Origin of the sequence: Hymenobacter guriensis (genome assembly GCF_015773195.1) — a bacterium.
In the GTDB taxonomy this organism is placed as follows: Bacteria; Bacteroidota; Bacteroidia; order Cytophagales; family Hymenobacteraceae; genus Hymenobacter; species Hymenobacter guriensis.
Map to the genome: position 1 here is coordinate 185,088 of NZ_JADWYK010000003.1, position 26,763 is coordinate 211,850.

Below are 26,763 nucleotides of genomic sequence, written 5' to 3' on the forward strand. Positions count from 1 at the left end.
ACCTACCAGCCTTTTAGGACATTAACCAAAAACGTTTGTCCAGTTGAGCCCAGCCGAGGCATATCTACCGCTTCGTAAAGGCAAAATCGTTCGGTAAGGATATTTTCGGCTGCGCTCAACTGGACGTCCTGAAGGTGTAAAAGTCCTCTGTGCGGTTACTGTCCACACAGCATAGGATAAACCCGCCAACTCGGTTGGTGAGGAAGCTCAACCAAGAAGTTTTTACTTGTACCCTTCTGGCTACCACACGCTCAAATACTGCCAGCAAGGCCTTCGCTGCAGAGAACAAGCCCATTGATTGAGGTGCTTGTCGAAGTTATAGTGAGCCAGGGATACTACAACCTTGTTATTTATTAGTGGGATTGGGTTTAAACACCAGACGAAATGCCTGAAGCGCGGCGGGATGATAAATGGTGGCGTGCGTCTCCTGCGGCATTGGTTGGTAATACCAGACGAGGCGACCCTTGGAGGCACTGCGCAGCACAGATGCCAGGCGTCGCGACTCGGGTGTTTGCCCAGTGTCGCGGCTTAAGGCTACGTATAGCGTTTTGGCCGGGCCGGTGTAAGCGCGTAGTAGGTTATCTGCCTGGCCCACGAGCTGGCCTTTGTTCCACCATATACTCGGGTCGAAGGCCACGTAGGTATCAAACAGCGCGGGTTCCAGCAGCAGGGTTTCCACTACAAACAAGCCGGCCAGTGACTCACCCACCAGAGCCGTTTCGGCACTCGTGCGGTAGCGTTGGCGAATAAGGGGCATCAGCTCCGTGCGGAGAAATGTGCGGTAGGCCGCTGAGCCGCCGACCTTCGGGGCAATTTTCTGGTCTTCCGGATCCGTGGTCGGGCCGGTCAGGTCGCGCCGGCGCTGGGTGTTTTCAATGCCGACCAGGATGAAGGGGCGCATGGTGCCGTTGCCGGTCAGTACTTGCACGAGTCCGGCCACGTGCAAAAAGTCTTCACCCATGCCCCCATCGGGCATGTACAGAACCGGCAGCCCGGCCGCCCCGGAGGAGTCGGCGTAGGCGGGCGGCAGGTAGACGTTGATGCGCCGGGTTTCCCCCAGCGCAGCTGAGGCCATTGTGAAGGTTTGCCCCATTACCAAAGGCGTGGGGCGGTCCTGGGCACTGGCCGGGAAGTGGGCGGCCAGCCAAAGCAGAAGCAGAACTGGCAAAAACAGCGTGGAAGCTTTCAAGAGAGGAAGAAGTAAAAGGGGAATTACTGCCGGCCGTGAAAGGAGGCCAGGTTAGCGCGGTAGTTGCGGGTCCATTTGAGCATTTCACCGTTGAGCAGTTTCACTAGGTACTCGCCATTGAAATAGGTTTCCAGTTCAACGATGTGGTTCAGGCCCACAATGCAGGAGCGGCTAATGCGGGTAAAATCCTGTGGTGCCAGCTGCGACTCTAGTTGCGTCAGACTCTGGTAAATAAGGTGGGTGTGGACGGCCGTGTGCACGCTGATGTAGTTTCGGTCAGCCTCGAAATACAGAATGTCGGCTGATTTCACAAAGAACAGCCGGCGCTGCTCCTTCACCAGCAGGCGCTGCAGAAAGCCTGGGGCTGGTGGGCCCACGGCGGCCGGAAGGGGCAGTAGTGTCGGAATGGCCTCGGCGTCGCGGCGCTGCGCCAGGGGCTTTTTCACGCGTTCCACTGCTTGCTGAAAGCGCAGCCGGTCAAACGGCTTGAGCAAGTAGTCCGTTGCGCTTACCTCGAAAGCCCGCAGAGCGTAGGCGTCGTAGGCGGTAGTAAACACCACGAAGGGCTGGTGATAAGGCCATACTTCGCGCAGTACCTCAAAGCCGTCGAGCTCCGGCATCTGCACGTCCAGAAACACTAGGTCAGGCCGCAGCTGCAGGATTTGCAGCACGGCCTCGGTGCCGTTGGCAGCTTCCCCTACCACCTCTATTGCGGGTTCGTCGCGGAGAAACGTGTGGATGATGCGCCGGGAAATCTGTTCATCGTCCACAATCAAGGCACGGAAACTCATAGGGCAGCAGGGGTAGCATACTGGAATTCCTGAACCAAAGCCTCGGTGAACGGCACACGTAGGGTCACGATAGTGCCGCCCGTGTCAGGTTGGAAGAAACCGAGGTGCGCCCTGCCGTGGTAAAGCTTTTCCAGTCGGGCGCGGGTGTTGCTCAGCCCGATACCTTCAGCCGAGCCGTTGCGCCGCCGGCCAGCAGGCTGAGAAGCTCCCGGCCCATTGTCGCGCACTTCTACCAGCAGCTGTTCTCCCTCGCGGTGGGCTGCAATGCGTACCAGGGCGTCGCCGGCCAGCTGCTCAATGCCGTGCACCATGGCATTTTCCACCAGTGGCTGCAGCAGAAACTGCGGAAACAAACACCCGCGGGCATCATCGTCGATAGCCAACTCGATGCGCAGGCGGTCCTGAAAGCGAATCTGCTGAATATGCAGGTATTTGGTCGTGAACTGCAACTCCTCCCGCAAAGGAATAAGCTGCGCATCACCGTTGGCCAGTACGGCCCGAAGCAGGTCGCTGAGGGCGGTAACCATGGCCATAGCCCGTTCATTTTCCTGCTCCAGAATCAGGCCCACAATAGCATGGTGGGTGTTAAACAGGAAGTGAGGGTTGAGCTGCATTTTCAGGGCCTGCAGCTGGGCACCTGCCAGCTGGGCCTTAAGCTGCTCATTGGCTAGCTCGAAGCGGGTGTTTTGGTGGTGTAAAGCCTGGTTGCGGTAAGCGTAGGCCGCTACGCTGTACACAAACACCAACAGCAGATACAATGCCAGCGAATTGCTCAGGCGCAGGAGCATGCTGGCCCACACGCCGTCGGGAGCCCAGGCCCGACCCGTGCGCAGCCCTGCTACCTGGTAGAGTAGGCCGTAGACCAGCCCCGAGATGAGCAGGTTGAGCAAAAACAGAGCCCCCAGGTGCAACAGTAGGTTACGAGCCAGCCGGCCCGGCGACGTAAGGGGCGCGCGGTGCGCCAAGGCTAAAATCAGGGGCGTACTGAGCAGCCAGAGTCCGCTCCGCAGCACCATGTCCAGCGTCTCGGTGCGCGTGAGGCCGTGGCCGCCCTGCAGCGACCAGTAAGCCGAGGTTTGCAGATAGCCCAGCAGGGTAAAGCTGCCCCAGAACGCGGCCGCCATTCCCCAAAACACCCGAGGGCGAAACGGAATGCCGGCAGCCTGAAACACAGATTGCAAAATGTTCATCACGCTGAATGTACGCTATACCCAACTGCTGCCATCTGGTAGCAGGCAAACGAGCCCCGTAGCTTACGCCGCCGTTGCCCTTATAGGTACGACAGCCACCAGTGCGTGTGGCGGCGCTTATAGTTCCCGTACCAGCGGCAGGGCCAATACAGCAGTAGCACCACCAGCACCCACACTCCGTAGGCCCGCAACAGGCTGGGCTGGTAGGCGGCAGGCCATTGGTTGACGGCGGCAAAAGATAAGTTCACCGCCTGGCCAAAAGCCAGCCGGGTCCAGACAAAAGCCGCGCCGCTGACCAGCACAAGGTGGCCAACGAAGTAGAATAGGGGCACCTGCCCGAAGGTGCGGGCCCACCGGGCCGGCCGGCTCGTTGCCTGCTCCGTTACGCTCAGCAACAGCAGCGCCCCGCCCAAAGTGAGGCATAGAAACAGCAGGGAGGGCGGGTACTTCGTTACGTTCAGAAAGGAAAGGACGCTATAGCCCAGGCCCCGCGGCTGCTCGCTCCAGGGCGCCGGGTCGCTGTACCAGTTGGTGGCCCGCAATACCCCAAACAGTCCCAGCGCTAACAGGCCCAAGTGGCGCAGGCGCTGATTACGCGTCGGCAGCGGCAGCGCAAACCAGGGCCCGAGCACGTAGCCGGCCAGCAGCACGCCCAGCCACGGCCCCACAGAATACGCAACCAGCAGTGGGGGCAACCCCCCAACCGGCAGCACAAAGGGCGGGTTGTGGAGCAGTGCCCAGCCCGCATTGCTCGCCGTAACGGGCTGGATAACCGGCAGGGCATCGTGCCCGCCAATGATGACTACGGCCAGCCCGGCCAGCACGGCGCGCGGGAGCCAAAGCAGGGCAGCCAGCAGTACCATACTTCCGCCAATGGCCCAGATAACTTCCAGCAGTAACAAATTATACTGCCACTGCAGCACCAAGCTGATAAGCACTACTTCTACCACGATCAGCCACAGCCCGCGCGAAAGCAGAAAACGACTTGTGTAAGCTCGGGAGCCGTGCTTCCGGGCCGACAGCCAGATACTCACGCCCGAGAGGAATACGAAGGTGGGGGCGCAGAAATGCGTCACCCAACGCGTGAAAAACAGTGCGGCGGAGGCATGCGCCACATCCTCTGCCCGCACAGCCATGGGCGACCAGAACTCCCGAATGTGGTCGAGGGCCATAATGACCATAACGAGGCCCCGCACCACGTCGACGGCTTGTACCCGCGCTTGGCTATGCTCTGTGGGGGCAGCGTCCGATTCGCCCGCAGTAGGAGCTGTTGGGGCAGGGAGAAAGGTATGCTGCGGCACTGCCATGGATATAGCGGGTTTTCGTTCAGTTGCGAAGTAATCAGTCGGCTGCCACGCCGCAAGCCAAAACATGCTCAAGCGGCGCTTTTTTTATCCCATTTACGCTTTTTGTTATCCGGATGTGGCTATCCTCTAAGCTATCCGTTTTTGGTAGGACCCAAGGATGCAATCAGGGAATACTATTTCACTGCGCGGTGACTTCTAACTCCACGGGTAGGGTGGCAAGCAGGCTCTTCACTTTCAGCAGCGTCATGGCTCGCCGCACTTCTTGGCACTAGAGGAAGGGGCTTCTGTGTCGGGTGTTGCCGGCAGTAGACCTGAGCCAAGTTAGTCGTAGTGATGATGGTCACAAGTGACGCGGGAGTAGGTTAGCCCTTATGCGCCTCGGCCACTTTCGAGGAGCGTAGTATCAAGCAGGAGAACAGAAGCTCCTTCCGCTCCGGCAACTGGTTAACCGGCAAGCTTCACATCGATGGGTACTTATTAGGAACAGTTCACCGAGTAACCATAAAAAAAGGGGGGGCGTAAAGCAAGCGTAGCTCTTACCCAGAAGGCAAAGATTCGGCCCCAGAAATATGGGCTCTTCAAAACGTAAAAAACCCGTAAAACCGCTTCTATGGACAGATATGCGATTTTACGGGTTTAAATAACTGAGCCTGTTATTGGACTCGAACCAACGACCTGCTCATTACGAATGAGCTGCTCTACCAACTGAGCTAAACAGGCATTTCCCGGAGCCCGATTGGCTTTGTGGGGCAGCAAAGATATACAGCCCCGCCGAAACCACGCAAGCAGCCGCCTAATTTTTTCCGGCTTAAGGCTAGCTGCAGCAAGCTTTTTCAAATTTTCATTTTCTATGAGTATGCAGAAGTCTTCATCATCGTCGCCCGTACTGCGGGCTTTGGGCAGCGGCCTCACCGGCGCCGTTGTGCTCAACCTGATACACGAAACGGTGCGCCGGGTGCGTCCCGAAGATGCGCCGCGTATGGACGTTCTGGGGGAGCGAGGCCTGCGGAAAATGCTGCGGGCGGCGGGGGCACCACAGCCTGATGCCAAAGCTGCCTACGGCCTTACCCTGGCCGGCGACATCCTCAGCAATGGGCTATACTACAGCTTGGTGGGCAGCGGGCGGGGAGCCTGGTGGCGTGGAGCCATGCTGGGGCTGGCAGCTGGGGTAGGCGGCGTGAAGCTGCCGGGGCCGCTGGGCCTGGGCAACGGCCCCAGCAACCGAACCCCTCAAACCAAGGCTATGACAGTAGCCTGGTACCTGATAGGTGGGCTGGTAGCCGCCGCTACGGCCAGGGCGCTGCAGCCCCGGCGCGAGCGGCAGTAGGCGGCGTGTGCCAATTCGTGGCTTTCCGGCATCTTTGCGGCTGTTATGATGAAAGACCTCCGCAAACTGCTGGTACGCACTCTGGGCTTTGAGCGGTACATCCGGCTGGTGAGTCGCGTGTATCTGCGGCTGGTAGGCGCGGGCTGGGGAAAGGCCAAATACCCGGAGCTGTTTTTTCTGCAGCAACTGGTAAAGCCCGGCGACGTGTGCCTGGATATCGGGGCCAACTTGGGCTACTACTCCGTGATGCTCTCGAAGCTGACCGGGCCTACGGGCCGGGTACTGGCCGTGGAGCCTATTCCGGCTTTTCAGGAAATCTGGCGCGACAACGTGCAGCTGAGCGGCCACGCCAACCTTACCCTGCTGCCCTACGCCTTGGGCGGCGAAAACACCACCGTGCAGATGGGCACACCCGAGCGGGACGGCCTGCTGCACCACGGCATGACCAAAATAGCGGCCAGCAACCCCCAGGAGCGCTACGTGCGCACCTACGAAGTGCCCATGCGCGTGCCCGATGAGCTGCTGGCCGATCTGCCCCGCCTCGACTTCGTGAAATGCGACGTGGAAGGTTTCGAGTACGAAGTTTTTCGGCACATGCAGCATACGCTGCGTCGGCATCAGCCCGTTATTCAAACCGAACTGAACGGCCTCGAAAACCGCCGCCAGGTGGTAGCCTTGCTGGCCGGACTGGGCTATAAACCATTTGTGCTGTCGGCGCGTTGGGAGTTGGAGCCGTGCCCGCCCGAGCAACTCGACAGCGCCGCTACAGCCGATTTTTACTTTCAACCCGCCAGCTTTGTTGGTTAGCGTATTTGCCTGATGCCAAAATTCCTGCTTGCTCTCTTCATTATTGCCCTGCTTGTGCGGTTCGTGTTGCCGGTAGTGCTGCGGTGGGCGCTGGGCCGCGTCGTCAAAAAACAGATGAAGAACTTTGGCCAGCAGTTTGGCGGTGCCGCCCCTTTCGAGCAGCCCTCCACGCCGCCCCGGCCCGCATCCGGCAACGTACACGTCGACTATGTGCCGCCCAAGCCCAAGCGCCAGCCGCGCAACTTCAAGGGCGGCGAATACGTGGAGTTTGAGGAGTTGAAATAAAGGCTTTGGCAGGTTCTCACAGGCCTTCAAACCTGATTAAGCCCTTTCATCCGTCGGTGGGTGGAAGGGTTTTTTGTGGGCCGGCCGGCTCCGGCATAGTACCCAAAACCGCACGACCGGGTTCCGGGAAATGAAATAATCGGGCTACCTTCGGGCTGCTTTGGCGGGCGTAGCACCCGCCGGGTCTGTACTATATCAGCTTCTTTTCACGCCGAATGACAACCGTTTCCTCCGGCCCCGCGCCCCTGTGGCAGCGGGTGCTGCCGCACCTGCTGGCCGTCCTGTTTTTCCTGGTGCTGGCCGCCGTGTATTTCTCCCCTATCCTCTTCGACGGGAAAACCCTGGCCCAGCACGACATCGTGCAGTTCAACGGTGGAGCCCACGAGGCGGCCCAGTACCGGGAGGTAATAGGGAAAGAGGCCCTCTGGACGAACTCCATGTTCTCGGGGATGCCTACCTACCTGATCAGCACCCACTTTCCGGGGGATTTATCAGGCTACCTGCACAAGATTTTCACGCTGAACCTGCCGGCCGTGGTGGCCAACCTGTTTTTGGCCCTGCTTTGCGGCTACCTGCTCTTCGTAGCGCTGGGCGTGCGGCCGCTGCTGGCCGTGGTAGGCGCGGTAGCGCTGGGCTTCACCAGCTACAACCTCATCATTCTCTCGGCTGGACACAACACCAAGTCCCTGGCGCTGGCTTATGCCCCCCTGGTGCTGGCCGGGCTGCTGGTAGCGCTGCGCCGCAATATGTGGCTGGGCGCGGCCCTGTTTGCCCTAGGCCTGACCATGAACCTGCGCTCCAACCACTTGCAGATTACGTACTATCTGCTGCTGATGGTGCTGATCTTTGGCGTGATAGAGCTGGTGGCTGCCGTGCGCGAAAACCGGCTGCCGGCCCTGCTGAGTCGGGTAGCTGTGCTGGCCCTGGCGGCCGGGCTGGCCGTGGGTGTGAGCTTCGGCCGGCTCTACACTACCCTCGAATACGGCAAGTACAGCATCCGGGGCCGTTCGGAGCTGAAGACGCCCGCCCCCACCGCGCCCGGCCAGCCAGCCGCGGCTACCGAAGAAAACGTGGGTTCCGGCCTCGACCGGGACTACGCCTTCCAGTGGAGCTACGGCGTGGGCGAAACCATTACGCTGCTCGTTCCCAACTACTACGGCGGGGCCTCCCAGGGTGCCCTAAGCGAGAATTCGGCTACCGGGCAGGCACTGGCCCAGCTGGGCGTGCCGCCCGCGCAGCTGCAGGATGTGCTGCGGCAGCTGCCCCTTTACTGGGGCGACCAGCCCATTACCAGCGGCCCGGTGTACCTGGGCGCGGGTGTGCTGCTGCTGTTTGTACTGGGCCTGTTTGTGGCCGACCGACGCACCCGCTGGTGGCTGCTGACGGCTACGCTGCTTTCCATTGTGCTGGCCTGGGGTAAGAACTTCGAGACGTTCAACAACCTGATTTTCGACTATTTCCCCGGCTACAACAAGTTTCGCTCGGTGAGCATGGCCCTGGTTATTGCGCAGCTGGCGGTGCCGCTGCTGGCCATTTTGGCTTTGGCCCGCGTGCTGCGCCCGCAAACGGTGGTAGCGGCCGCGCCGAATACACATCCGGCGCTGGTGGCCGTGCCCGTGGCTACGCCCGAAACTGCCCTCCTCAAGCGTAACCTGCTCTACGCCGTGGGCATCACGGCCGGGTTGTGTTTGCTGGCTTACATAGTGAGTTGGAGTGGTGACTTAGTTGACTTTGCTTCGCCCATCGACAGTGTGCTCCAGCAGCAGGGCTTCCCGCTCGACGCCATCCGGCAGGACCGTGCTTCGCTTATGCACAAAGACGTGTTCCGGTCCCTGGTGTTTATTCTGCTGACGGGCGCCGTGCTATGGTTTTACCTGCAGCGCAAGCTCACGGCTACGGTAGCCGCGGCGCTGGTGGGCGTACTCACGCTGGTAGACCTGTGGGGCGTGGATAAGCGCTACCTCAACGACGACAACTTCCAGCGCGAAACCGTAGCCCAGCAGTTTGTGCCCACGGCCGCCGACCAGCAGATTTTGCAGGACAAGGGCCTGAGCTACCGGGTGTACAACACGGCCAACCCCTTCAACGAAGCCAACACCTCCTACTTCCACAAAAGCATTGGCGGCTACCACGGCGCCAAGCTGCGCCGCTACCAGGATTTGATTGAGCGTCAGCTGGCCCAGGGCAACCCCGGCGTGCTGAACATGCTGAACACCCGCTACGTGATTGTGCCCAGTCAGCAGGCCCAGGGCGGCGTGCAGGTACAGCGCAACCCCGGCGCGCTGGGCAACGCCTGGTTTGTAAGCGAAATCCAGAAAGTGCAGACGCCCGACGAGGAAATAAAGGCGCTGACGGGGCTGAACCCAGCCACGGCAGCGGTAGTGGATGCAGCGAAGTTTCCGCTCAGCAAAACCAATTATATCACCGTCGGCTCCACCATTTCCCTGTCGGAATACTCGCCCGATAAGCTCGTGTACAAAGTCAACGCCGTGCAGGACGGCTTCGTGGTTTTCTCGGAAATCTACTACAAAGACGGCTGGAATGCCTTTATCGATGGCAAGCCTGCGCCCTACGTGCGCGCCAACTATGTGCTGCGCGCCATGCAAGTGCCAGCCGGGCAGCACACCATCGAGTTCCGCTTCGAGCCAACGTCGTACTCCGTCGGCAATACCGTTTCGCTCGTGTCGTCTATCCTGCTGATTCTGGCGCTGCTGGGCACGGTAGTGTACGCGCTGCGCCGCCGGCCGGAAACGGTGGTGGGGCAGGAGCAGCTGGTCGCTTAAGGAAGCTACTGCTGTTGGGCGTTAGCTCATCCTGATGACGGCCTTTTCCTGAGTTGAACACTTATGCTACGGCCCCTTGTCTGCTTGCTCACCAGCGGCCGATAAGGGGCCGTCGTGTTTCCTCCTTGTTATGATGATGCCTCCTGCTGCGCCCTTGCTGCTCCAGCCCCTGGACGAACCAGCGGCGGCAGCGCGCGGCATCCGCCTGCTGCTGCTCCGCGACGACCTAACGCACTCCGAGCTGCCCGGCAACAAGTGGCGCAAGCTTAAGTACAACCTCCAGGCCGCCCGGGAGCAGGGTCACGACAAGCTTCTGACCTTCGGGGGCGCGTACTCCAACCATATTGCCGCCGTAGCCGCTGCCGGGCGCCTCAGTGGCCTGCGCACCATCGGCATCATCCGGGGCGAAGAGTTGGCGCACCGGCCGCTTAACGCTACGCTCACCCGCGCCCGAGCCGATGGAATGCAGCTGCGCTTCGTGAGCCGGGAAGCCTACCAGCGCCGCCACGAGTCGGGGTGGGTAGCTGAGCTGCAGCAGGACTTCGGGCCCGCCTACGTACTGCCCGAGGGTGGGTCCAATGCGCTGGCCTTGCCGGGCTGCGCTGAGCTGCTCACCGAGCTGCGCACGCGCACGTCCTTCGACTACGTGGCCGTGGCCTGCGGTACGGGTGGTACGCTGGCCGGGCTGGTAACCGGGTTGCTGCCGCCCGAAACAGCCGTGGGCATAGCCGCCCTGCGTGAAGGGGAGCTACTGCGGGCAGAGGTGCAGCGGCTACTTGGAAATGAATCAGCCTCGTCAAACTGGGTCCTGCACTCCGGGTTCCACCACGGCGGCTACGCCCGCTTTTCGGCCGGGCTGCTCGACTTTATCCGGCAGTTTCAGGCACGGCATGGCGTGCTACTCGACCCCGTCTACACCGGCAAGCTGCTGTGGGGCGTGTTGCAGCTGCTGGAGCAGGACTATTTTCGGCCAGGCAGCACCCTGGTAGCCGTGCACACGGGTGGCCTACAAGGCTGGGCGGGCTTCCGGCAGCGTTTCGGGAAGCGCAGCGCGTGGTGGCCCACCGAGGCAGCCAGGTAACCACGCCGCCATACCCAGGGCGGCCAGCGCGAAGATGGCGGGCAGCATAGGCACCAGAAAGCGGACGTCCCAGTCCTCAATCGTGAGCATTACCACCAAAGCCTGCAAGCCGATGAGGGCTACCAGAAAACAGCGCACAATACCTGGAAACGCGGCAGCCCGACTGCCGCGCCAGGCCAGCCAGTAGCAGGGGTAGAGCACGACCACTGCTGCCACGATATGCACCCGGGAATAGTAAGGCTTGAGGCCGCTGAACAAGGCAAAGGCTTTCAGCAAAGCGAGCTGGGCGAAGTAAGCCGGATTGTGCAGGATGAAATATGCCAGCCGCAGGACGGGCCCCAGGTCGGCGGGAGGGAGCTGCAGCGGCTGCCGGGGCTGTACGGTCCAGCCGGGGTATAGGTAGATAATTTCGCCACGCAAGTAGGTTTCTATCAGCGTAAACGTGAGCAGCAGCTTGTTGAGCACCATCCAGAGCAGGGGCATAACTGCTGCTACCGCCACCACTACTACCCCGCGCTGCCGGGGCGTTAGCCGGGGCCACAACTGCCAGCCGGCCGCCCCAGCCAACGCCATCGGTATCAGAAAGCCATTTGGCCGCAACAGCGCCGTAGCCAGGGCCAGCACCAGCAAGCGAGTTATTCCCCAACGACCTGAGACAAACGTGAGAGCCCAGAAGCAAAGTAGAATGCCGCTCGTGAACAGGGACTCCGTGAGGATATAGGCGTTCAGGTTCTGCGTATCGGGCCAGAGCAGCAGCAAGGCCGTAGCGCCGGCAGCCACTAGGCGTCGGCCCGTGAGCTGAAGCAGCGCTCGATAAAACGCCCAAGCAGCCAAGCCAGCCACCACCATCTGGCCCAGCACGATGCCCCACAGGCCTGCCCCCGACTTCAGCCACAGACTACAATACACTGGATAGCCTACGTAGCGCAGGTTGTGGTCGTGCTCGAAATACCACTGCTCCGCAATCTGCTGGGCGTAGAGCAGGTAGCGCCGGCTGTCGGTTACGCTACGCGGGCCGCCGTGTTTCCAGAGCAGCAGCAGTTGCACCAGCAGCCACAGGGCCCCCAGCAGCCAGCCGTGGTAGCGCGCCAGCCAGCGCCGCTGGCCGGCCGACACGCGCAAGAAGCCAGGAAAGGGGAGAGCGGGCAAGGGCATAGGCTCCGGCAAAATACGCAAACCCCGGCCACCTCCTCAGCCAAAACCGCGCAGCTTGCGTAGGTTCAGCCAACCATTTCTGCTTGAGTATGCCCCTTGCTCGTCTTCTGCGCCGCCTGCTGCCCCTGGCTTTTCTGGTAGGGCTGGGCTGGTTTCTCTGGAAAAAGGTACAGCCCGCCCTGGCTGACTTCGACCCGCTGCGCTCCGAGCCCCGCGTGACCGTGACGCACAACACGGTGCTGCAGAAGGTGGAAAGCCTGGGCCGGCTGGAACTGGTGCGCTACCACTTCAAAGACGTGGTGGAGTACAAGAAAAGCACGTACCGCTTCCTGCCCGATGCCAAAGTGGCCCTCATTGTGGCCGGCGACGCCGTCGGCTGCCTCGACCTGCGCAAGGTGCGCCCTCAGGATGTGGTGTTCGAGGGCGACTCGGTGGTGCGCGTGGCCCTGCCCCCGGCCGAGCTCTGCACCTGGCAGATCGACCACAAGAACAGCAAGGTTTACAGCGTCGAGAACGGGTTTTTTCAGGATGCCGAGCTGGTGGATGCCGGCTATAAGTACGCCGAGCAGAATGTGCGCCGCGCCGCCCTGCAGTCGGGTATTCTGGCTCAGACCAACCAGAACGCCGAGCTGATTCTGCGGCCCATGCTTGAAACCATGACGGGCCGCCGCGTAGTGCTCACGCGCCAACTGGCGGCTCCGGTCCGGCCCCGGTTGCAATAGCGCCCGCCTAGTGGTAAGCTTGCGACATGACTGCTGCTCCTTCGTTCCTGCCTGGCCTCACCCAACTTCCTACACTCACCACTCGCCGGCTGCGGCTGCGCTGGCTTGCCCCGGCCGATGTGCCGGCCCTGTTTACCATTTTCTCCGACCCCGCCGTGATGCGCTACTGGAGCCGGGAGGCGTTTACGAGCCTCACCGAAGCCGCTGAGCTGCAAACCCAGATAGAAACCTTATTTCGGGAGCGGAGCCTGTTCCAATGGGGCCTCACCCGCCTCACCGACGACGAGGTAATTGGCACCGCTACCCTTTATGGCCTTCACGCCCAGCACCGCCACGCGGGCGTGGGCTACGCGCTGGGCTCGGGGCATTGGGGCCAGGGCTACGCCTCCGAAGCCTTGGCGGTCCTGCTGGAATTTGCCTTTACAGAGCTCAGCCTGCACCGCCTCGAAGCCGACGTAGACCCGCGCAACACCGCTTCCCGCCGCTGCCTCGAAAAACAGGGCTTCCGGGAAGAAGGCCTCCAGCGCGAGCGGTACTTCCTCTACAACGAATGGCAGGATGCCCAGCTTTTCGGCCTGCTCCGCGCCGAGTACCAGGCTGCCTCATCAATCTAGAGGCGCATCTTCGCGTCGGTGCTTTAGGTGTGCAACAGTCGGATTGGCCCAGGCGACGGACAACGTAAGCTGCTCGTAAAGCCATGCCTGTGCTTATTGCGAGGAAGAATAAGTCTTATTTTACTCCTTAATAAGGCTTGTTTTTCCTCACAATAAGTGCAAGTGCGGCATTAGTCTTCGTAGGCCTCATCTTCGTCCTCAGGCGGCTTGCCCAGGTCTTCCAGGGCCATGCGAATGAGGTCCTGCTCGTAGCCTTTAAGAGTGAGGAATTGGGTGAGCTTCTGGCGGCGCTTGGCCGGGTGACGCTCCTTTTCCTGGGCGTCCTTCTTTTCCAGCAGCGACGTCAGGTTCTGGTAGTATTCGTCGCCGTCGATTTCCTTCATGCCGGCTTTGATGCAGTAGTCGGACAGGCCTTTCTGCTTCAGCTCCTGCTGAATGCGACGGCGGCCCCACTTCTTCTGCCGGTATTTGCCCCGCACAAAGCTCTTGGCGTAGCGCTCCTCATCCAGCAGCTTTTCCCGGCTGAGGCGGATAATGATTTCGCCGGCTTCGTCCTCATCCAGCCCGTAGCTACGCAGCTTTTCGGCCACTTCCCGCTGATTTCGTTCCTGATAGGTACAGAAAGCAGCTATTTTCTGCAGGGCTTCGGTGGGCGTGTAGGTTTTGGTAGGGCGTTGTTGCATAGCCAGGTAAAAGCGCCGCAGGTGCAGCCCAGTGCCAAGGTAACGGCTGGGCGCGGCAAGTGGTTCGGTAGCGGCTGGCAACCTGCGGGCCGGTCTTTGTATCTATCTTCACCGAAACTACGACTGAACCCGACTTTGTGATGTGGCGTGCTGGATTACTGCAATTACTATTATTGGTATGGGCGACGTTTGCGGCGCAGGCCGGCGTGGTACGCGGGCGGGTAAGCGGCCCCGATAAAGCGCCATTGGCCTTTGCCAACGTGGCCGTGCGCGGTACCACCCAAAGCACCGCTACCAACGAGCAGGGCCAGTACCAGTTTCGCCTGGAGGCAGGCTCCTACGAGCTGGTGTTTCAGTACGTGGGCTTCCGGCCGCAGTTTACCACCGTGCGCGTAGCCGGCGGCGACACGGCCACCACCCTCGACGTGACGCTGCTGCCCGAAAGCTACCAGCTCAAGGAAGTGCTGGTGCGCGCCAAGGACCGCGACCCGGCCTACGCCCTGGTGCAGCACGCCATTGAGTGGCGCCGCTACCACCGCGCCGAAGTGGCTGGCTTCAGCGCCCGCACCTACCTCAAAGGCTTGGTGCGCCTGCTCGATGTGCCGGCCAAAATACTGGGCATCATCAAAACTGACCCCAGCCTGAAGCCGGGCGTTATTTATTTGTCGGAATCGGTATCGGAGCTGACGTTCCGGCAGCCCAACGTGGTACGGGAGCGGATGATTGCCTCCCGGGTGAGCGGCAACAGCCGGGGCTTCAGCTTCAACCGCGCCTCGGGCCGCAGCTTCAATTTCTACGACAACCTGCTGCAGTCGGGCTTTTCGGAGCGGGGCTTTGTGTCGCCCATTGCCCAGAACGCTATGTTGTTCTACCGCTACGAGCTGGTGGGCACCACCGAGCAGAACGGCCACCAGATTCATAAAATCAAAGTGAGTCCGCGCCACCGCAACGACCCGGCCTTCTCGGGCTACATCTACCTCAACGAGGGCGACTGGCACCTGCACAGCCTGGATCTGAGTCTGGGCCAGAACGCCGGCATCGAGTACGTGGAGTCCATCCGCATTGAGCAGCAGTTTATGCCCGCGCCCAGCCGCCCCGATGTGTGGGTGCTGCAGTCGCAGAAGCTGAGTATGACCGGGCAGGGCATGGGCTTCAAAGGCAGTGGCTCCTTCAATGCCGTGTTCAGCAACTACCGCGTGCAGGCCACCTACCCGGCCCGGCCCACCGAGAAGGCAGAAGCCGTGGCCGCCGCCAAGCCCGAGGCTCCGATAACACGCGAAACCGTGGCCGAGGTGAAAAAGCAGCGGCCCAGCCTGCCCAATCTCAAGCGTCGGGTGCGGGAGCAGGTGAAAGTAGTGGAAGGTCAGCCAGAAGCCGTGGCCGGGGTGGAGCCCCTGGGCAAAGGCGAAGTCCTGCGCATCGAGAAAGGAGCCAACGAGCGGGACTCCACGTTCTGGAACGAGGTGCGGCCAATTCCGCTTACGGCCGAGGAGCGCAAGGACTACCACGTGAAGGACAGCGCCGAGGTCATCAAACGCTCCCGGCCCTACCAGGACTCCCTGGACCGCAAGCGCAACCAGCTTAGTCCGGCCCAGGTGCTGCTCACGGGATACAACTACTCCAACTCGTTCCGGCGCCGCAGCATCTATGTCTCATCCATCTTCAACGGGCTGCTCTACAATACGGTAGAAGGCGTGACGCTGAACCTGGAAGCTACCTACACCCAGCGCTACGAAGACCGGCGCAGCTACTCGCTCACGCCGGCTTTGCGCTACGGATTCGGGGCGCGCCTGTTCAGCCCCAGCCTGGCCGGGGGTTACACGTTCCGGCCGCTATCGTTCACGCGGGTGGGCTTCATGGTGGGCCGCACCATCGAGGACTTCGACCCCGCCACCCAGCTCACGCCCTTCATCAACACCAGCTACACACTGCTGCGCAACCGCAACTACGCCAAGTACTACCAGCGCGACGGTGGCGAAATCAACTTCCGCCACGAACTGGTAAACGGCCTTACGCTGCGCACCGCCCTGGGCTACGCCGACCGCCGCGAGCTGCAAAACCACAGCAACAAAGTCGTCATCGACGTGCCTGGCCGCGCCTTCACGCCCAACGTGCCCGTGAACGAAGAGCTGCCCGATCCTTCATTTGGCCGCAACCAGTCGCTCACCGCTTTCGCGGAGCTGACGTGGCAGCCCGGCCAGGAGTACATGACCCGGCCCGATGGCAAGTTCAACATGGGCTCGAAATACCCCAGGCTGCGTGCTGCCTGGCGTCAGGGCATAAGTGGCGTGCTGGGCTCCGACGTGCGCTACACCCGCCTGGAAGCCGGCGTGCGCAAGGACCTGGAGCTGGGCCTCCTGGGTCAAATGCACCTCGATGGTACCGTGGGCGGCTTCTTGGGCAACTCGCGCCTGTCGTTTATGGACTACCGCCACTTTTCGGGCAACCTCACCGGGTTTGCCGCCAACTTCGACCAGTTTCAGTTGCTGGACTATTACCGCTTCAGCACCCGGCAGCGCTACCTGGAAGCCCACGTCAACCACCACTTCAACGGGTTTTTTCTCAATAAAATCCCGCTGCTACGCCGCCTCAAATGGCAGGAAGTGGCTTCTTTCAACTACCTCAGCACGCCCACCGTGGGCCACTACGTAGAGTTGGGTGCCGGTATCGAGCACATTTTCAAGGTTTTCCGGGTAGATGTGTACACCGGCCTGCGCTCCGGCCAGCAGCTCAGCACCGGTATCCGGATAGGGGCAGGATTTTAAGGATTTCTGGTTGTCAGATGTATAAGTGCACGCCTGATGCTAACAACGGATAACGGTTAGCAAAACAGCTACTTCCGCGGTAGGTTATAGAGCACCACCGAGGCCAGAATGATGGTGTAGGCCACCGCCTGCGTGAGGGTGGCGGCTTCGTGGAAGTACAGGAAGGCCAGCACAAAGCTCACCAGCGGATTCACGTACATAAGGATGCCCACCGTGCCCGAGGGCAGCGCGCTGAGGGCGTACAGATTCAGAAACAGCGGGATGATGGTAAAGCACACGCTCAGCACCACCGCCATGCGCAGCAGGTAAGCATCGTGCAGGCCTTGTGGGAGGCTGGCGCCCAGCACGCCCGCCAGTGGCACCAGGATAATGGCTGCCAGTACCAGCTGCAGCATCAGCAGAATCAGCTTGTCGTAGTCGCGCAGCAGGCGCTGGGAAATCAGGTAGAAAGCGTAGGTGAGGGCCACTACCACACTGAGGCCCAGGGAGCGGAAGTCGCCCATACCCAACAGGGCGCAGCTGCCCGTGCTCAGGCCGATGGCCAGCCATTGGCCGCGGTGCAGCCGTTCGTGCAGCACCGCAAAGCCCAGCAGCGCCGTCAGAATGGGGCAGATAAGGTAAGCAAACGAGCCCGCCTGCACGCTCACCTGGTTGATGGTGTAAATAAACAAGAGCCAGTTGCCCACCAGCAGCAGGCCCCCGCCTACAGCCAGGACCAGCACGCGCCGCTGCTCCGGGCGCGACGCCTGCCGCAGCTGCGCTGCCAGCCCGCGCAGGGCCGCCCGGCGCAAAACCAGATTCACGACCAGCAGCAGCCCGAGCGACACCAGCACCCGAAACAGCAGAATCTGCCCGCTGGGGTAAGAAGCCAGGGCTTTGAGCGGAATCGGGAAAAAGCCCCAGATAAGAAACGCCAGCAGTGCGGCGGAATGATGACGAGACAAAGGGAACGGGTGGGTGTGGAACCGGAGAACAGCCAAAGGTACCGCAACGCTTCCGATGTGCCGATGGTAGCGCGCACCTAGTCGTACCTTTGTTGTATGCTGCTATTCTCTGATTTGCCGGCCCTGGTGGGTGGCACGTTGCTTCAGGCCCCGGCCGCTCCGGCGACTTCGGTGCAGTACCTGCTGCTCGATAGCCGGCGCGTGGGTGTGGCGGCCGGGTCGTTATTTTTTGCCATCCGCGGAACACAGCACAACGGGCACCGCTACCTGCCGGAGCTCTACCAGCGCGGGGTGCGGCAGTTTGTGGTGGATAGCGCCCGGGAAATTCCGGGCGGCGTGGCGGCTTTCCCCGAGGCCGGGTTTGTGCTCGTGGCCGATAGTCTGCTGGCGTTGCAGGCGGTAGCGGCCCACCATCGGGCCCAATTTCGCCTGCCGGTGTTTGGCATCACGGGCTCCAACGGCAAAACCATTGTGAAAGAGTGGCTGGCTCAGCTGCTAAGCCCGGATGAGCTGCTGTGCAAAAGTCCGCGCTCCTACAATTCTCAGGTGGGCGTGCCCCTGAGCGTGTGGGAGTTGAACCGTACGCACACGCTGGGCATTTTCGAGGCCGGTATTTCGGAGCAGGGCGAAATGGCTCGGCTGGCGGCCGTCATCCAGCCCACGCTGGGCGTCTTCACCAACCTGGGCACCGCCCACGACGCCGGTTTCAGCTCGCCCGCCGAGAAAGTAGCCGAAAAGATGCAGCTGTTCCGGGAGGTGGATACGCTGTTCTACTGCCGCGACCACGCCCTGATTCATACCGCGGCCCAGCAACAGCTTGGAGCCAGTCGCACCTTCAGCTGGAGCCGCCAGCACCCGCACGACGCCCACGTGGCCGTAACGGTGCTGGAAGCCTCCGCCGACCGCACCTTGGTACGCGTGGTCCAGCGCCGTCCGCTGCCGCAGGAGCACACGTTCACGGTGCCTTTTGCCGATGAGCCTTCCCTCGAAAATGCTCTGCACTGCCTCACGGTGCTGCTGTGGCGGCAGGTGGCACCCGCCGAAATTCAGCGCCGCCTCGATAGGCTGCACCCCGTGGCCATGCGGCTGGAAATGAAGCAGGCCCTCAACGACTGCTACATCCTCGACGATACCTACAATAACGACCTGGCCGGCCTCAGCCTCGCCCTCGATGCGCTGGTGCGCCAGCCCCGGCGCGGCCGCCGCACGCTTATTTTGTCTGATGTGCTGGAATCCGGACTCGCGGGGGCGGAACTGTACGCCCGGGTGGCAGCCCAGCTGGTCACGCACGGCGTGGAGCGGCTGCTGGCCATCGGCCCCGATATCAGCGCCCATCAGAGCTTGTTTGCCGGTTTCGCCGCCGAGTTTTACGCCGATACCGAGGCCTTTCTGACCAGCTTCCGGCCCGATGCGTTTCGGCACGAAACCATTCTTGTGAAGGGCGCCCGGCGGTTCGGGTTCGAGCGGATTGTGGCCGCGTTTCAGCAGAAAATCCACGGTACGGTGCTGGAGGTGAACCTGGATGCGCTGGTGCACAACCTCAACTTCTACCGCAGCCGCCTGCAGCCGGGCACCAAGCTCATGGTGATGGTGAAGGCGTTTGCCTACGGCAGCGGCTCCTATGAAGTAGCCAACCTGCTTCAGTTCCACCGCGCCGACTACCTGGCCGTGGCCTACGCCGACGAAGGAGTAGAACTACGCCAGCAGGGCATCAGCCTGCCTTTGATGGTGATGAATCCCTCGCCCGACTCGTTGCAGAAGTTGCGCCAGTGCCACTTAGAACCCGAAATATTCTCCTTTGAGATGCTGCGGGAGTACGTGCGCGCCGCCCAAGAGCAGCCGTTGCCGCCCATTCACCTTAAGCTTGATACCGGCATGCGCCGCCTGGGCTTCGCCGAAGAAGATCTGGATGAGTTGTGCGGACTGCTGCAGGCCCACGCCGGCTATGTGCGCGTAGCCAGCCTGCTCACCCACTTGGCTGGCGCCGATGAAGCCCAGCACAACGACTTTTCGCGCCAGCAGCTGGCCGCCTTCGGCCGCATGGCCCCGCGTCTGGAGGCAGCATTAGGCTACCCGGTGCTGAAACACGCGCTTAACTCCGCCGGTATCATCCGTTTTCCCGATAGTCATTTCGACATGGTGCGGCTGGGCATTGGGCTGTACGGAGTGGAGGCCACCGGGCAGCAGCAGGACGCGCTGCATCCCGTGAGCACGCTGCGCACCACCGTGTCGCAGGTGAAAACCCTGGCCCCAGGCGAGACGGTGGGCTACGGCCGCCGCGGTCAGGCCACGGAGTATGAGCGGCGCATTGCCACCCTGGCCATCGGCTATGCCGACGGCTACGACCGGCGCTTTGGCAACGGCGGGGGCGAAGTGGTTATCCGCGGCCAGCGCGCCCCCATCGTGGGCAACGTATGCATGGATATGTGCATGGCCGACGTTACGGGAATAGCGGGCGTGCAGGCCGGCGACGTAGCTGAGGTGTTCGGCCCCGGCATCACGCTTTCGGAGCTGGCGGCCCGCATCGGCACCATTCCCTACGAGCTGCTCACTAACGTCAGCACCCGGGTAAAGCGCGTGTTCGTGGCGGAGTGAGTTTAGTGCTTTGTGCCTCGTGCTTACGTAATGCGTCAGCAGGCAAAATATAAGAAAAGAGAAAAAGTAAGGCCCCGCAACAACCATTGCGGGGCCTTATCATACACTCTAAGCTCTAAGCTCTAAGCTCTAAGCTCTAAGCTCTAAGCTCTAAGCTCTAAGCTCTAAGCTCTAAGCTCTCAGTCCTTATACATATCCACCGAGGCCTTAATCATGGCGTTGTAGCGCTGGCCGTTGTTGGCGAGGGTGATGAGCGTCCAGCCCCGGCCGATGGTGTAGTTCCAGGTACGGCTTTCCTTGAACTCGAACGTCGGGCGCAGAATCTGGCCGTAGGGCGTGTAGGAATCCATGAAGTTGGTGGTGTAGAACTTGTCGCCGCTCACAATCCACTCCATGGCCACGTAGAAACCGTCTTCGGGCGCCAGGATATTGTAGGCACCCAGGTCAATCGTAAACCACTGGCCGCCACCGGGCGCCGACACCACCACGTTTTCCGTCAGCAGGTCGGTGTTGGGGGAGCTGTAGTTGCCATCGGCCTTGTAGATGCGCACGCGGAAAGGCTCCCGGGGGAAGCCACTTTCACTCAGAAAAAAGGAAACGGAGCGAATCATGCCCAGCTTTTTGCTTTTGTCGTTCTTCACCCAGAAGGCGTACTGGCTGCCGGGCATGCCCTGAATCATCCCGTCGCCGGGCGTATTGTTGCGGGCGCCCATTTCCAGCTCCTTTACCTTGCTGGCCGAGATGTTGACGTTGCCCAGCAGAATGGGTAGCTTGGGAACCTCAATGATGAGCTCATCCATTTTGGTGCCTTTGCGCACCAGCAAAGCCGTGCGCTTGTAGCCCAGCGCCATAATGATGAGGGAGTCGGTGGCGTTTTTGTCCGGCATGGGCAGCTGGAAAAAGCCGTACTCGTTGGTAAGGGCACCGGCCTGCTCTTCCTTCAGGCCAATGGAGGCAAAGGAAATGGGCTCCTTGGTTTTCTGGTCTACCACCCGGCCCGAAATGCGGTTGGCCTGCGCAAAGCTCAGGGCCGGAAGCAGAAGAAGCAGAGCAAATAGAAAAAGTACGCGTTGCGGCATGGTTCAGGGTTTACTGCCCAAAAATACAATGAGTTCCCGCAACTTCTAAGCGTTGCGGACCGGTGTCAGCAATTTTGCCCAACTGGTTTTGGCCGGGCAACTGACCCGACCGGAAAGCCAAAGCCGCCGCCTTACCAGAAAAAAGCTGGGAAGGCGGCGGCTTTAACAGGTAAGCAAGCCCGGCATCTATTTAATCATGTCTACCTCCGCCTTGATCATGGCGTTGTAGTACTTGCCGTTGTTGACGAGCGTAATCAGGCTCCAGCCCTTGCCGATGCTGTAGTTCCAGGTACGGCTTTCCTTGAACTCGAACGTGGGACGCATGATCTGGCCGTAGGGCGTGTAGTTGTCGGCAAAGTTGGTGGTGTAGAACTTGTCGCCGCTCACAACCCACTCCATGGCTACGAAGAAGCCTTCTTCGGGCGCTGGGATGTTGTAGTTGATCAAATCGATGGTGTACCACTGGCCGCCGCCGGGGGCCGATACTACCACGTTTTCCGTCAGCAGGTCGGTGTTGGGCGAGTTATAGTCACCGTCGGCTTTGTACAGGCGCACGCGGAACGGCTCCCGCGGGAAGCCATGCTCCCCAATGTAGAACGACACCGAGCGAATATTGCCCAGCTTCTTGCCTTTGTCGTTTTTCACGAAGAAAGCGTACTGGCTGCCCGGCTGGCCCTGAATCATGCCTTCGCCCGGGTCGCTGGAGCGGGAGCCGAGGCCCAGCTCCTTCACTTTGCCGCCCTCTACGGTCACGCCTTTCAGCTCAATTACACGCTTTACCACCTCGATAGAGATATCCTCCATCTTGGTGCCGCGCTTAACCGGTACCGTCTTGCGGAAGTAGCCCAGCGCAATAACCACGAGCGAGTCCGACTCATTTTTCTCGGGCATAGCAATCTGGAAGAAGCCATACTCGTTGGTAAGCACCCCGGTCTGCTCTTCCTTCATCCCAATGGATGAAAACGGAATCGGCTCCTTGGTTTTGGAGTCCACGATGCGGCCGGTGATGCGGTTCTCTGTGCCCTGGGCCGAGGCCAGCAGGGGCAAGAACAGGAAAAAGGCTAATACGGAAAGTAGACGTTGTTGCATATGTGGTCGATTGTATGTCAAAAATACAACAAAACCCCTAAGTGTAAAGCCATTATCTATGATTGTTTATAAACAACAATTCCATTTCGGAAAAGTACCACCATAGATTGCGTGCTTTACCAGGGAAGGAGGTAAAGATATTATCGGCTTGGCCGAAACCCAAATGGGGCGTACCTTTGTTTAAAGTAAGTCTAAATAGAGAACCTGCCTGTGTCTACCCGTTTCACCCCTGCTCAGCCCACTCCCCGCAGCGTCAAAGACCTTGGCATGGGCGAAGCTGGCACGATCTGCTGCCTCAATGACCCCGAAATGGCGTTGAAGCTGCTGGAAATGGGGTGCATTCCGGGTACGCGCATTCGGCTCAACAGCCGGGCCCCGCTGGGCTGCCCTATCACTGTGATGGTGGGCGACGGCGAAGATTACACGCTGTCGTTGCGGGTGAATGAGGCGGCCACGATTATGCTGAAGGAGTAGCCATTGCGTATGGCCAGTGCAGATACGATTACCGGCCGGGCCGGAGCCGCCACTTCGGCCGCCAGGCTGGAGGCAGCGGCCATGCGGCATCCGGGCACCCTCACGCGCATTGCGCTGATCGGCAACCCCAACTCCGGCAAATCGTCGTTGTTCAACCAGCTGACGGGGCTGAACCAGAAGGTCGGCAATTTTCCCGGCGTGACGGTAGACCGCAAAACCGGCATAGCTCAGCTTACGCCCGGCCTGCGCGCTGAAATCATCGACCTGCCCGGCACGTATTCTCTTTACCCGAAGAGCCTTGATGAGAAGGTAATAACCGACCTGCTCTACGACAAAACGTCCCAGCAGTACCCCGACTTCGTCATCATCACGGCCGACGCCAGCAACCTGCGGCGCAACCTGCTGCTGTTCACCCAGCTGGCCGACCTGGGCTTGCCCGCCGTGCTGGCTTTGAACATGATGGACGTGGCCGAGCAGCACGGGGTAAAGATTGACATTCAGGCCCTGCAGCAGGAGCTGGGCGTACCCGTGATACCCATGAATGCCCGCAAAGGCATTGGCATTGCGGCCCTCAAGATTGTGATGGCGCAGCAGCTCGACGCGCCCGCCGTGCGGTTCTACGCGCCCGAGGAGGCTCTGCTGCCCATGATCCGGCAGATCCGCTACTACTTCAACCTGCACAACGACTACCTGGCCCTGCACTACGCGCACCAGTACCGGCAAATCAGCTTTTTGTCGGCCGATGATAAGGCGTACATCGGAGAGCTGGTGCAGCAGTATGGGTTTGAAGCCACGCCGCGGCAGGCCCAGGAAACCATCGACCGGTACGCCCGCATCAACGACATCCTGCTCGATACCGTGTCGGTGACGCGCACGGAGCGCAAGGAGCCCTATAGCAACCGCCTTGACCGGGTACTCACGCACCGGGTGTGGGGCTACCTTATCTTCTTCGGGGTGCTGTTTCTGATGTTTCAGGCCGTGTTTGCCTGGGCCAGCTACCCTATGGATTTGATTGACGAGGGCATTGCCTTCATCAACAGCCTTATCCAAACCAACTTCGACGGCCCGCTCATCAATCTGCTCACGGAGGGCGTGCTGGCCGGGCTGGGCGGGGTACTCATGTTCGTGCCCCAGATTGCCCTGCTGTTTGCCTTCATTGCCGTGCTCGAGGAAACCGGCTACATGGCCCGCGTCACGTTCATGATGGACAAGATCATGCGCAAGTTCGGGCTGAACGGCAAGAGCGTAGTCCCGCTGATTTCGGGGGTGGCCTGCGCCGTGCCGGCCATTATGAGTGCCCGCACCATCGAAAACTGGAAGGACCGCATCATCACCATCTTCGTCACGCCGCTCATGTCGTGCTCGGCGCGCATCCCCATCTACACCGTGCTGATTGGCCTGGTGGTGCCTGATGAGCCAGTGCTGGGTATCTTCAACCTGCGCGGTATTGCCTTGATGGGGCTGTACCTGCTGGGCTTCTTCGCGGCTATTTTCTCGGCCCTGGCCATGAAGCTGCTGCTTAAAACCAAGGAGCGAAGCTACTTCATCATGGAGTTTCCGGTGTACCGGTGGCCGCGCTGGAAAAACGTGGGCATCACCATCGTGGAGAAAGTCAAAACCTTCGTGTTTCAGGCCGGGAAGGTGATTGTGGCCATTTCGGTGATGCTGTGGGTGCTGGCTTCCTTCGGGCCGGGCCAAACCCTGGAAAAAGCCGAAGCCCAGGTGCGGGAGCAGGCCGCTGCCCAGGCCCGTCCCGCTGCCGAAACCGACATGCAGGTGGCCGCCATTCGCCTCGAAAACTCCTACGCCGGCGTGTTCGGCCGGGCGCTGGAGCCCGCCATCCGCCCCCTGGGCTTCGACTGGAAAATCGGTATTGCGCTGCTGACTTCGTTTGCGGCCCGGGAAGTGTTTGTGGGTACCATTTCCACCATCTACAGCGTGGGCCAGGACGCCGATATGCGTACCGTGCAGCAGAAGCTGGCTTTGGCCAAGGACGTAGACGGCCAGCCATTTTTCACCACGGCCCGCTCGGCTTCCCTGCTGGTATTCTACGTGTTTGCCATGCAGTGCATGAGTACCCTGGCCACCACCTACCGCGAAACCAAAGGCTGGAAATGGCCCTTGCTTCAGATGGTGTACATGACCGGGCTGGCCTATTTTTCAGCCCTGCTGGTGTACCAGTTGCTGAAGTAAGGGTTATACCCACCAGGAAGTAGGGGCGGGGCTTGTCCCCGACCGCACGTTTGCGCCGTCTTAACGAATCTGTTCAACGACGGGCGGGGACAAGCCCCGCGCCCTACTATCAGGCGGCTGCTTTCGTCACTCTCCCATCAAACGCCCACCAGAAACACTGCCGGCTGCTTATGCAGATCGGGCGGGCCGGCTTTTTTCCAGTTGCTGATCGTATCGGTGCGGATGTACTCGTTGGGCGCGGTAAGGTTGGCGGCCACACACAGGCGCGTGCTGCCGTGCAGCTGGCTGAGCAAATCCTCCAGCAGCTGCATGTTGCGGTAGGGCGTTTCGATGAACAGCTGCGTCTGGTGCTGGGCCTGGGCTAGTTTTTCGAGCTGCTTGATAGCCGCTCCGCGTCGGCCCCGCTCAATGGGCAGGTAGCCGTGGAAAGTAAAGCTCTGCCCGTTCATGCCCGAGGCCATCAGCGCCAGCAGCAGCGACGACGGCCCAACCAGCGGCACCACCCGAATGCCCAACTGGTGCGCGGCTTTGGCCAGCTCCGCGCCGGGGTCGGCAATGCCGGGGCAGCCCGCTTCCGAAATCACGCCCGCGTCCTGGCCGGCCAGCACCAGCTTCAGGCTCGCCTGGATCTGGCTCGGTGGGCTGTCTTTGTCGATAACGGTGATGCGCAGCTCCTCAATCACCTGCTCGGGAGCGGCCTGCTTAATAAAGCGCCGGGCCGTGCGGGCATTTTCCACCAGGAAATACCGCAGCTGCGCCAGCCGGGCCGGCACCTGGGCGGGCAGGACCTGCGTCAGCGTATCGTCGGCTAGGGTGGCGGGAATGAGGTAAAGCGTTCCGGCGGGCATAAGAAATCAGCTAAGCAAAAAAACGAAGTGCCTACGGGCTTACTGCGCGGCAAAGGCCTGCACCAGGGCAAAAACTTCCTCGGGCTTTTCGGCGTGCACCCAGTGGCCGGCATCCACCACAGTTTCCACCTGCGAGTTGGGAAACAGGGCCGGAATAGCGTAGAGCTTGTCCTCGGTGGAAATGTAGTCCGACTTGCCCCCACGGATGAACAGGGCGGGTTTCAGGAAAGGGTCGGGGTCGGTTATTTCTTCACCGATGGCCGCCATCTGGGCCGTGAGAGCCTGCAGGTTCTGGCGCCAGGCAAACGAGTTGTCTTCGCGGCGGTAGAGGTTTTTAAGCAGAAACTGCCGCACCCCCGGCTGCGGAATGTGGAGGGCCAGGGCATCGTCGGCCTGCTGTCGGCTCTGGATGGTGGAAAGGTCAACGGCATTCAGGCCAGCCAGAATATCGTCCTGGTGGCGCATATCGGAAAGGCGTGGGGCAATGTCCACCACAATCAGCCGGCCCAGCCGCTCGGGGTAGTCCAGGGCAAAGCGCATGGCTACTTTGCCGCCCATGCTGTGGCCCATCAGGGTAGTATCGACAGGCAGGCTGAGTTGGTCGAACAAGGCCAGCACGTCCTGGCTCATCAGCGAGTAGGAATGCTCGGGCGAGTGCGGGGAGCGGCCGTGGTTGCGCAAATCTACCACGACGACGCGAAACTGCTCGGCCCAGCGGCGGGCCAGGGTTTGCCAGTTGTCGAGGGTGCCAAACAGGCCGTGCAGAATCACCAGGGGGCGCCCGGCGCCCAGTTCGCGGTAGTGGAGGGGCAAGATCATAGTACCCGCAAAGATGCAGCCCC

The 26,763-nt window shown here is 60.8% G+C and carries 22 protein-coding genes and 1 tRNA gene; 11 read left to right on the forward strand and 12 right to left on the reverse strand.

The window, feature by feature from the left end; genetic code table 11:
• Nucleotides 1-346: 346 nt before the first annotated feature.
• From I5L79_RS06750 to I5L79_RS06770, 5 genes are all read right to left on the reverse strand, one after another.
• Nucleotides 347-1,189 (reverse strand): alpha/beta hydrolase, encoded by an 843-nt coding sequence (locus I5L79_RS06750; protein ID WP_231402883.1) that lies wholly within the window; start codon nt 1,187-1,189, stop codon nt 347-349.
• 23 nt (nt 1,190-1,212) lie between these two features.
• Nucleotides 1,213-1,980 carry a LytR/AlgR family response regulator transcription factor gene (locus tag I5L79_RS06755; RefSeq protein WP_196954267.1) on the reverse strand — a complete coding sequence of 256 codons (768 nt, stop codon included), beginning with the start codon at nt 1,978-1,980 and terminating at the stop codon, nt 1,213-1,215.
• Entirely contained in the window at nt 1,977-3,170 is a 1,194-nt protein-coding gene (locus I5L79_RS06760) for a sensor histidine kinase (RefSeq protein WP_196954268.1), read from the reverse strand. Before I5L79_RS06760 ends, I5L79_RS06755 begins: the two co-directional genes overlap by 4 nt.
• 80 nt (nt 3,171-3,250) lie before the next feature.
• Nucleotides 3,251-4,477 carry a DUF1624 domain-containing protein gene (locus I5L79_RS06765; RefSeq protein ID WP_196954269.1) on the reverse strand — a complete coding sequence of 409 codons (1,227 nt, stop codon included), beginning with the start codon at nt 4,475-4,477 and terminating at the stop codon, nt 3,251-3,253.
• Nucleotides 4,478-5,124: 647 nt separating this feature from the next.
• A tRNA-Thr gene (locus I5L79_RS06770) sits at nt 5,125-5,197 on the reverse strand.
• 136 nt (nt 5,198-5,333) lie between these two features.
• Here I5L79_RS06770 and I5L79_RS06775 point away from each other — a divergent pair.
• The 5 genes from I5L79_RS06775 to I5L79_RS06795 all read left to right on the forward strand — a co-directional run bounded on the left by I5L79_RS06775 (nt 5,334) and on the right by I5L79_RS06795 (nt 10,760).
• A complete protein-coding gene (locus tag I5L79_RS06775; protein ID WP_196954270.1) occupies nt 5,334-5,804 on the forward strand; it encodes a hypothetical protein in 471 nt (156 codons plus the stop codon).
• 45 nt (nt 5,805-5,849) lie between these two features.
• On the forward strand, nt 5,850-6,611 hold the full coding sequence (locus tag I5L79_RS06780; RefSeq protein ID WP_196954271.1) for an FkbM family methyltransferase: 762 nt from the start codon (nt 5,850-5,852) through the stop codon (nt 6,609-6,611).
• A 12-nt stretch (nt 6,612-6,623) separates the two neighbouring features.
• A complete protein-coding gene (locus tag I5L79_RS06785; protein ID WP_196954272.1) occupies nt 6,624-6,896 on the forward strand; it encodes a DUF4834 family protein in 273 nt (90 codons plus the stop codon).
• Between the two features lie 215 nt (nt 6,897-7,111).
• Nucleotides 7,112-9,679, forward strand: coding sequence for a YfhO family protein (locus tag I5L79_RS06790; RefSeq protein WP_196954273.1), 2,568 nt, complete (start codon nt 7,112-7,114; stop codon nt 9,677-9,679).
• Between the two features lie 130 nt (nt 9,680-9,809).
• Entirely contained in the window at nt 9,810-10,760 is a 951-nt protein-coding gene (locus I5L79_RS06795) for a 1-aminocyclopropane-1-carboxylate deaminase/D-cysteine desulfhydrase (protein ID WP_317191362.1), read from the forward strand.
• Here the strand turns inward: I5L79_RS06795 and I5L79_RS06800 are convergent.
• Nucleotides 10,686-11,915 (reverse strand): hypothetical protein, encoded by a 1,230-nt coding sequence (locus I5L79_RS06800; protein ID WP_196954274.1) that lies wholly within the window; start codon nt 11,913-11,915, stop codon nt 10,686-10,688. The genes I5L79_RS06795 and I5L79_RS06800 overlap by 75 nt on opposite strands.
• An 89-nt stretch (nt 11,916-12,004) precedes the next feature.
• Between I5L79_RS06800 and I5L79_RS06805 the strand changes: the two genes are divergently transcribed.
• Nucleotides 12,005-12,637, forward strand: coding sequence for a DUF4230 domain-containing protein (locus tag I5L79_RS06805; protein WP_196954275.1), 633 nt, complete (start codon nt 12,005-12,007; stop codon nt 12,635-12,637).
• Nucleotides 12,638-12,663: 26 nt separating this feature from the next.
• Nucleotides 12,664-13,251 carry a GNAT family N-acetyltransferase gene (locus tag I5L79_RS06810; protein WP_196954276.1) on the forward strand — a complete coding sequence of 196 codons (588 nt, stop codon included), beginning with the start codon at nt 12,664-12,666 and terminating at the stop codon, nt 13,249-13,251.
• Between the two features lie 170 nt (nt 13,252-13,421).
• On the opposite strand, the gene I5L79_RS06815 is transcribed toward I5L79_RS06810, so the two are convergent.
• Nucleotides 13,422-13,934, reverse strand: a complete 513-nt coding sequence (locus I5L79_RS06815; protein WP_196954277.1) for a regulatory protein RecX — start codon at nt 13,932-13,934, stop codon at nt 13,422-13,424.
• Between the two features lie 140 nt (nt 13,935-14,074).
• Between I5L79_RS06815 and I5L79_RS06820 the strand changes: the two genes are divergently transcribed.
• A complete protein-coding gene (locus I5L79_RS06820; protein ID WP_196954278.1) occupies nt 14,075-16,699 on the forward strand; it encodes a DUF5686 and carboxypeptidase regulatory-like domain-containing protein in 2,625 nt (874 codons plus the stop codon).
• Between the two features lie 68 nt (nt 16,700-16,767).
• Here the strand turns inward: I5L79_RS06820 and I5L79_RS06825 are convergent, their stop codons facing one another.
• Nucleotides 16,768-17,643 (reverse strand): EamA family transporter, encoded by an 876-nt coding sequence (locus I5L79_RS06825; RefSeq protein WP_196954279.1) that lies wholly within the window; start codon nt 17,641-17,643, stop codon nt 16,768-16,770.
• A 96-nt stretch (nt 17,644-17,739) separates the two neighbouring features.
• Between I5L79_RS06825 and I5L79_RS06830 the strand changes: the two genes are divergently transcribed.
• Complete coding sequence (locus I5L79_RS06830) at nt 17,740-20,238, forward strand: bifunctional UDP-N-acetylmuramoyl-tripeptide:D-alanyl-D-alanine ligase/alanine racemase (protein WP_196954280.1); 2,499 nt, start codon at nt 17,740-17,742, stop codon at nt 20,236-20,238.
• A gap of 179 nt (nt 20,239-20,417) precedes the next feature.
• Here the strand turns inward: I5L79_RS06830 and I5L79_RS06835 are convergent, their stop codons facing one another.
• Together I5L79_RS06835 and I5L79_RS06840 are read right to left on the reverse strand one after the other, a co-directional pair.
• Complete coding sequence (locus I5L79_RS06835) at nt 20,418-21,317, reverse strand: carboxypeptidase-like regulatory domain-containing protein (RefSeq protein WP_196954281.1); 900 nt, start codon at nt 21,315-21,317, stop codon at nt 20,418-20,420.
• Nucleotides 21,318-21,503: 186 nt separating this feature from the next.
• Nucleotides 21,504-22,406 carry a carboxypeptidase-like regulatory domain-containing protein gene (locus I5L79_RS06840; RefSeq protein WP_196954282.1) on the reverse strand — a complete coding sequence of 301 codons (903 nt, stop codon included), beginning with the start codon at nt 22,404-22,406 and terminating at the stop codon, nt 21,504-21,506.
• Between the two features lie 210 nt (nt 22,407-22,616).
• Between I5L79_RS06840 and I5L79_RS06845 the strand changes: the two genes are divergently transcribed.
• On the forward strand, nt 22,617-22,880 hold the full coding sequence (locus I5L79_RS06845; RefSeq protein ID WP_394368784.1) for a FeoA family protein: 264 nt from the start codon (nt 22,617-22,619) through the stop codon (nt 22,878-22,880).
• A gap of 81 nt (nt 22,881-22,961) precedes the next feature.
• The gene (gene feoB / locus I5L79_RS06850) at nt 22,962-25,073 is read left to right on the forward strand and encodes a ferrous iron transport protein B (RefSeq protein ID WP_196954494.1); all 2,112 of its coding nucleotides are present in this window, start codon (nt 22,962-22,964) and stop codon (nt 25,071-25,073) included.
• A 137-nt stretch (nt 25,074-25,210) separates the two neighbouring features.
• Here the strand turns inward: feoB and I5L79_RS06855 are convergent, their stop codons facing one another.
• Nucleotides 25,211-25,921, reverse strand: coding sequence for an SAM-dependent methyltransferase (locus I5L79_RS06855; protein WP_196954283.1), 711 nt, complete (start codon nt 25,919-25,921; stop codon nt 25,211-25,213).
• Nucleotides 25,922-25,960: 39 nt separating this feature from the next.
• Nucleotides 25,961-26,740 (reverse strand): alpha/beta fold hydrolase, encoded by a 780-nt coding sequence (locus I5L79_RS06860; protein ID WP_231402886.1) that lies wholly within the window; start codon nt 26,738-26,740, stop codon nt 25,961-25,963.
• Between the last annotated feature and the right edge of the window lie 23 nt (nt 26,741-26,763).

What these genes read in the sequence shown, in the direction of transcription:
- I5L79_RS06755 (WP_196954267.1), bottom strand. Translation starts at nt 1,980, where the DNA reads ATGAGTTTCCGTGCCTTGATTGTGGACGATGAACAGATTTCCCGGCGC.
- I5L79_RS06760 (WP_196954268.1), bottom strand. Translation starts at nt 3,170, where the DNA reads ATGAACATTTTGCAATCTGTGTTTCAGGCTGCCGGCATTCCGTTTCGC.
- I5L79_RS06765 (WP_196954269.1), bottom strand. Translation starts at nt 4,477, where the DNA reads ATGGCAGTGCCGCAGCATACCTTTCTCCCTGCCCCAACAGCTCCTACT.
- I5L79_RS06775 (WP_196954270.1), top strand. Translation starts at nt 5,334, where the DNA reads ATGCAGAAGTCTTCATCATCGTCGCCCGTACTGCGGGCTTTGGGCAGC.
- I5L79_RS06780 (WP_196954271.1), top strand. Translation starts at nt 5,850, where the DNA reads ATGATGAAAGACCTCCGCAAACTGCTGGTACGCACTCTGGGCTTTGAG.
- I5L79_RS06785 (WP_196954272.1), top strand. Translation starts at nt 6,624, where the DNA reads ATGCCAAAATTCCTGCTTGCTCTCTTCATTATTGCCCTGCTTGTGCGG.
- I5L79_RS06790 (WP_196954273.1), top strand. Translation starts at nt 7,112, where the DNA reads ATGACAACCGTTTCCTCCGGCCCCGCGCCCCTGTGGCAGCGGGTGCTG.
- I5L79_RS06795 (WP_317191362.1), top strand. Translation starts at nt 9,810, where the DNA reads ATGATGATGCCTCCTGCTGCGCCCTTGCTGCTCCAGCCCCTGGACGAA.
- I5L79_RS06800 (WP_196954274.1), bottom strand. Translation starts at nt 11,915, where the DNA reads ATGCCCTTGCCCGCTCTCCCCTTTCCTGGCTTCTTGCGCGTGTCGGCC.
- I5L79_RS06805 (WP_196954275.1), top strand. Translation starts at nt 12,005, where the DNA reads ATGCCCCTTGCTCGTCTTCTGCGCCGCCTGCTGCCCCTGGCTTTTCTG.
- I5L79_RS06810 (WP_196954276.1), top strand. Translation starts at nt 12,664, where the DNA reads ATGACTGCTGCTCCTTCGTTCCTGCCTGGCCTCACCCAACTTCCTACA.
- I5L79_RS06815 (WP_196954277.1), bottom strand. Translation starts at nt 13,934, where the DNA reads ATGCAACAACGCCCTACCAAAACCTACACGCCCACCGAAGCCCTGCAG.
- I5L79_RS06820 (WP_196954278.1), top strand. Translation starts at nt 14,075, where the DNA reads ATGTGGCGTGCTGGATTACTGCAATTACTATTATTGGTATGGGCGACG.
- I5L79_RS06830 (WP_196954280.1), top strand. Translation starts at nt 17,740, where the DNA reads ATGCTGCTATTCTCTGATTTGCCGGCCCTGGTGGGTGGCACGTTGCTT.
- I5L79_RS06835 (WP_196954281.1), bottom strand. Translation starts at nt 21,317, where the DNA reads ATGCCGCAACGCGTACTTTTTCTATTTGCTCTGCTTCTTCTGCTTCCG.
- I5L79_RS06840 (WP_196954282.1), bottom strand. Translation starts at nt 22,406, where the DNA reads ATGCAACAACGTCTACTTTCCGTATTAGCCTTTTTCCTGTTCTTGCCC.
- feoB (WP_196954494.1), top strand. Translation starts at nt 22,962, where the DNA reads ATGCGGCATCCGGGCACCCTCACGCGCATTGCGCTGATCGGCAACCCC.
- I5L79_RS06855 (WP_196954283.1), bottom strand. Translation starts at nt 25,921, where the DNA reads ATGCCCGCCGGAACGCTTTACCTCATTCCCGCCACCCTAGCCGACGAT.
- I5L79_RS06860 (WP_231402886.1), bottom strand. Translation starts at nt 26,740, where the DNA reads ATGATCTTGCCCCTCCACTACCGCGAACTGGGCGCCGGGCGCCCCCTG.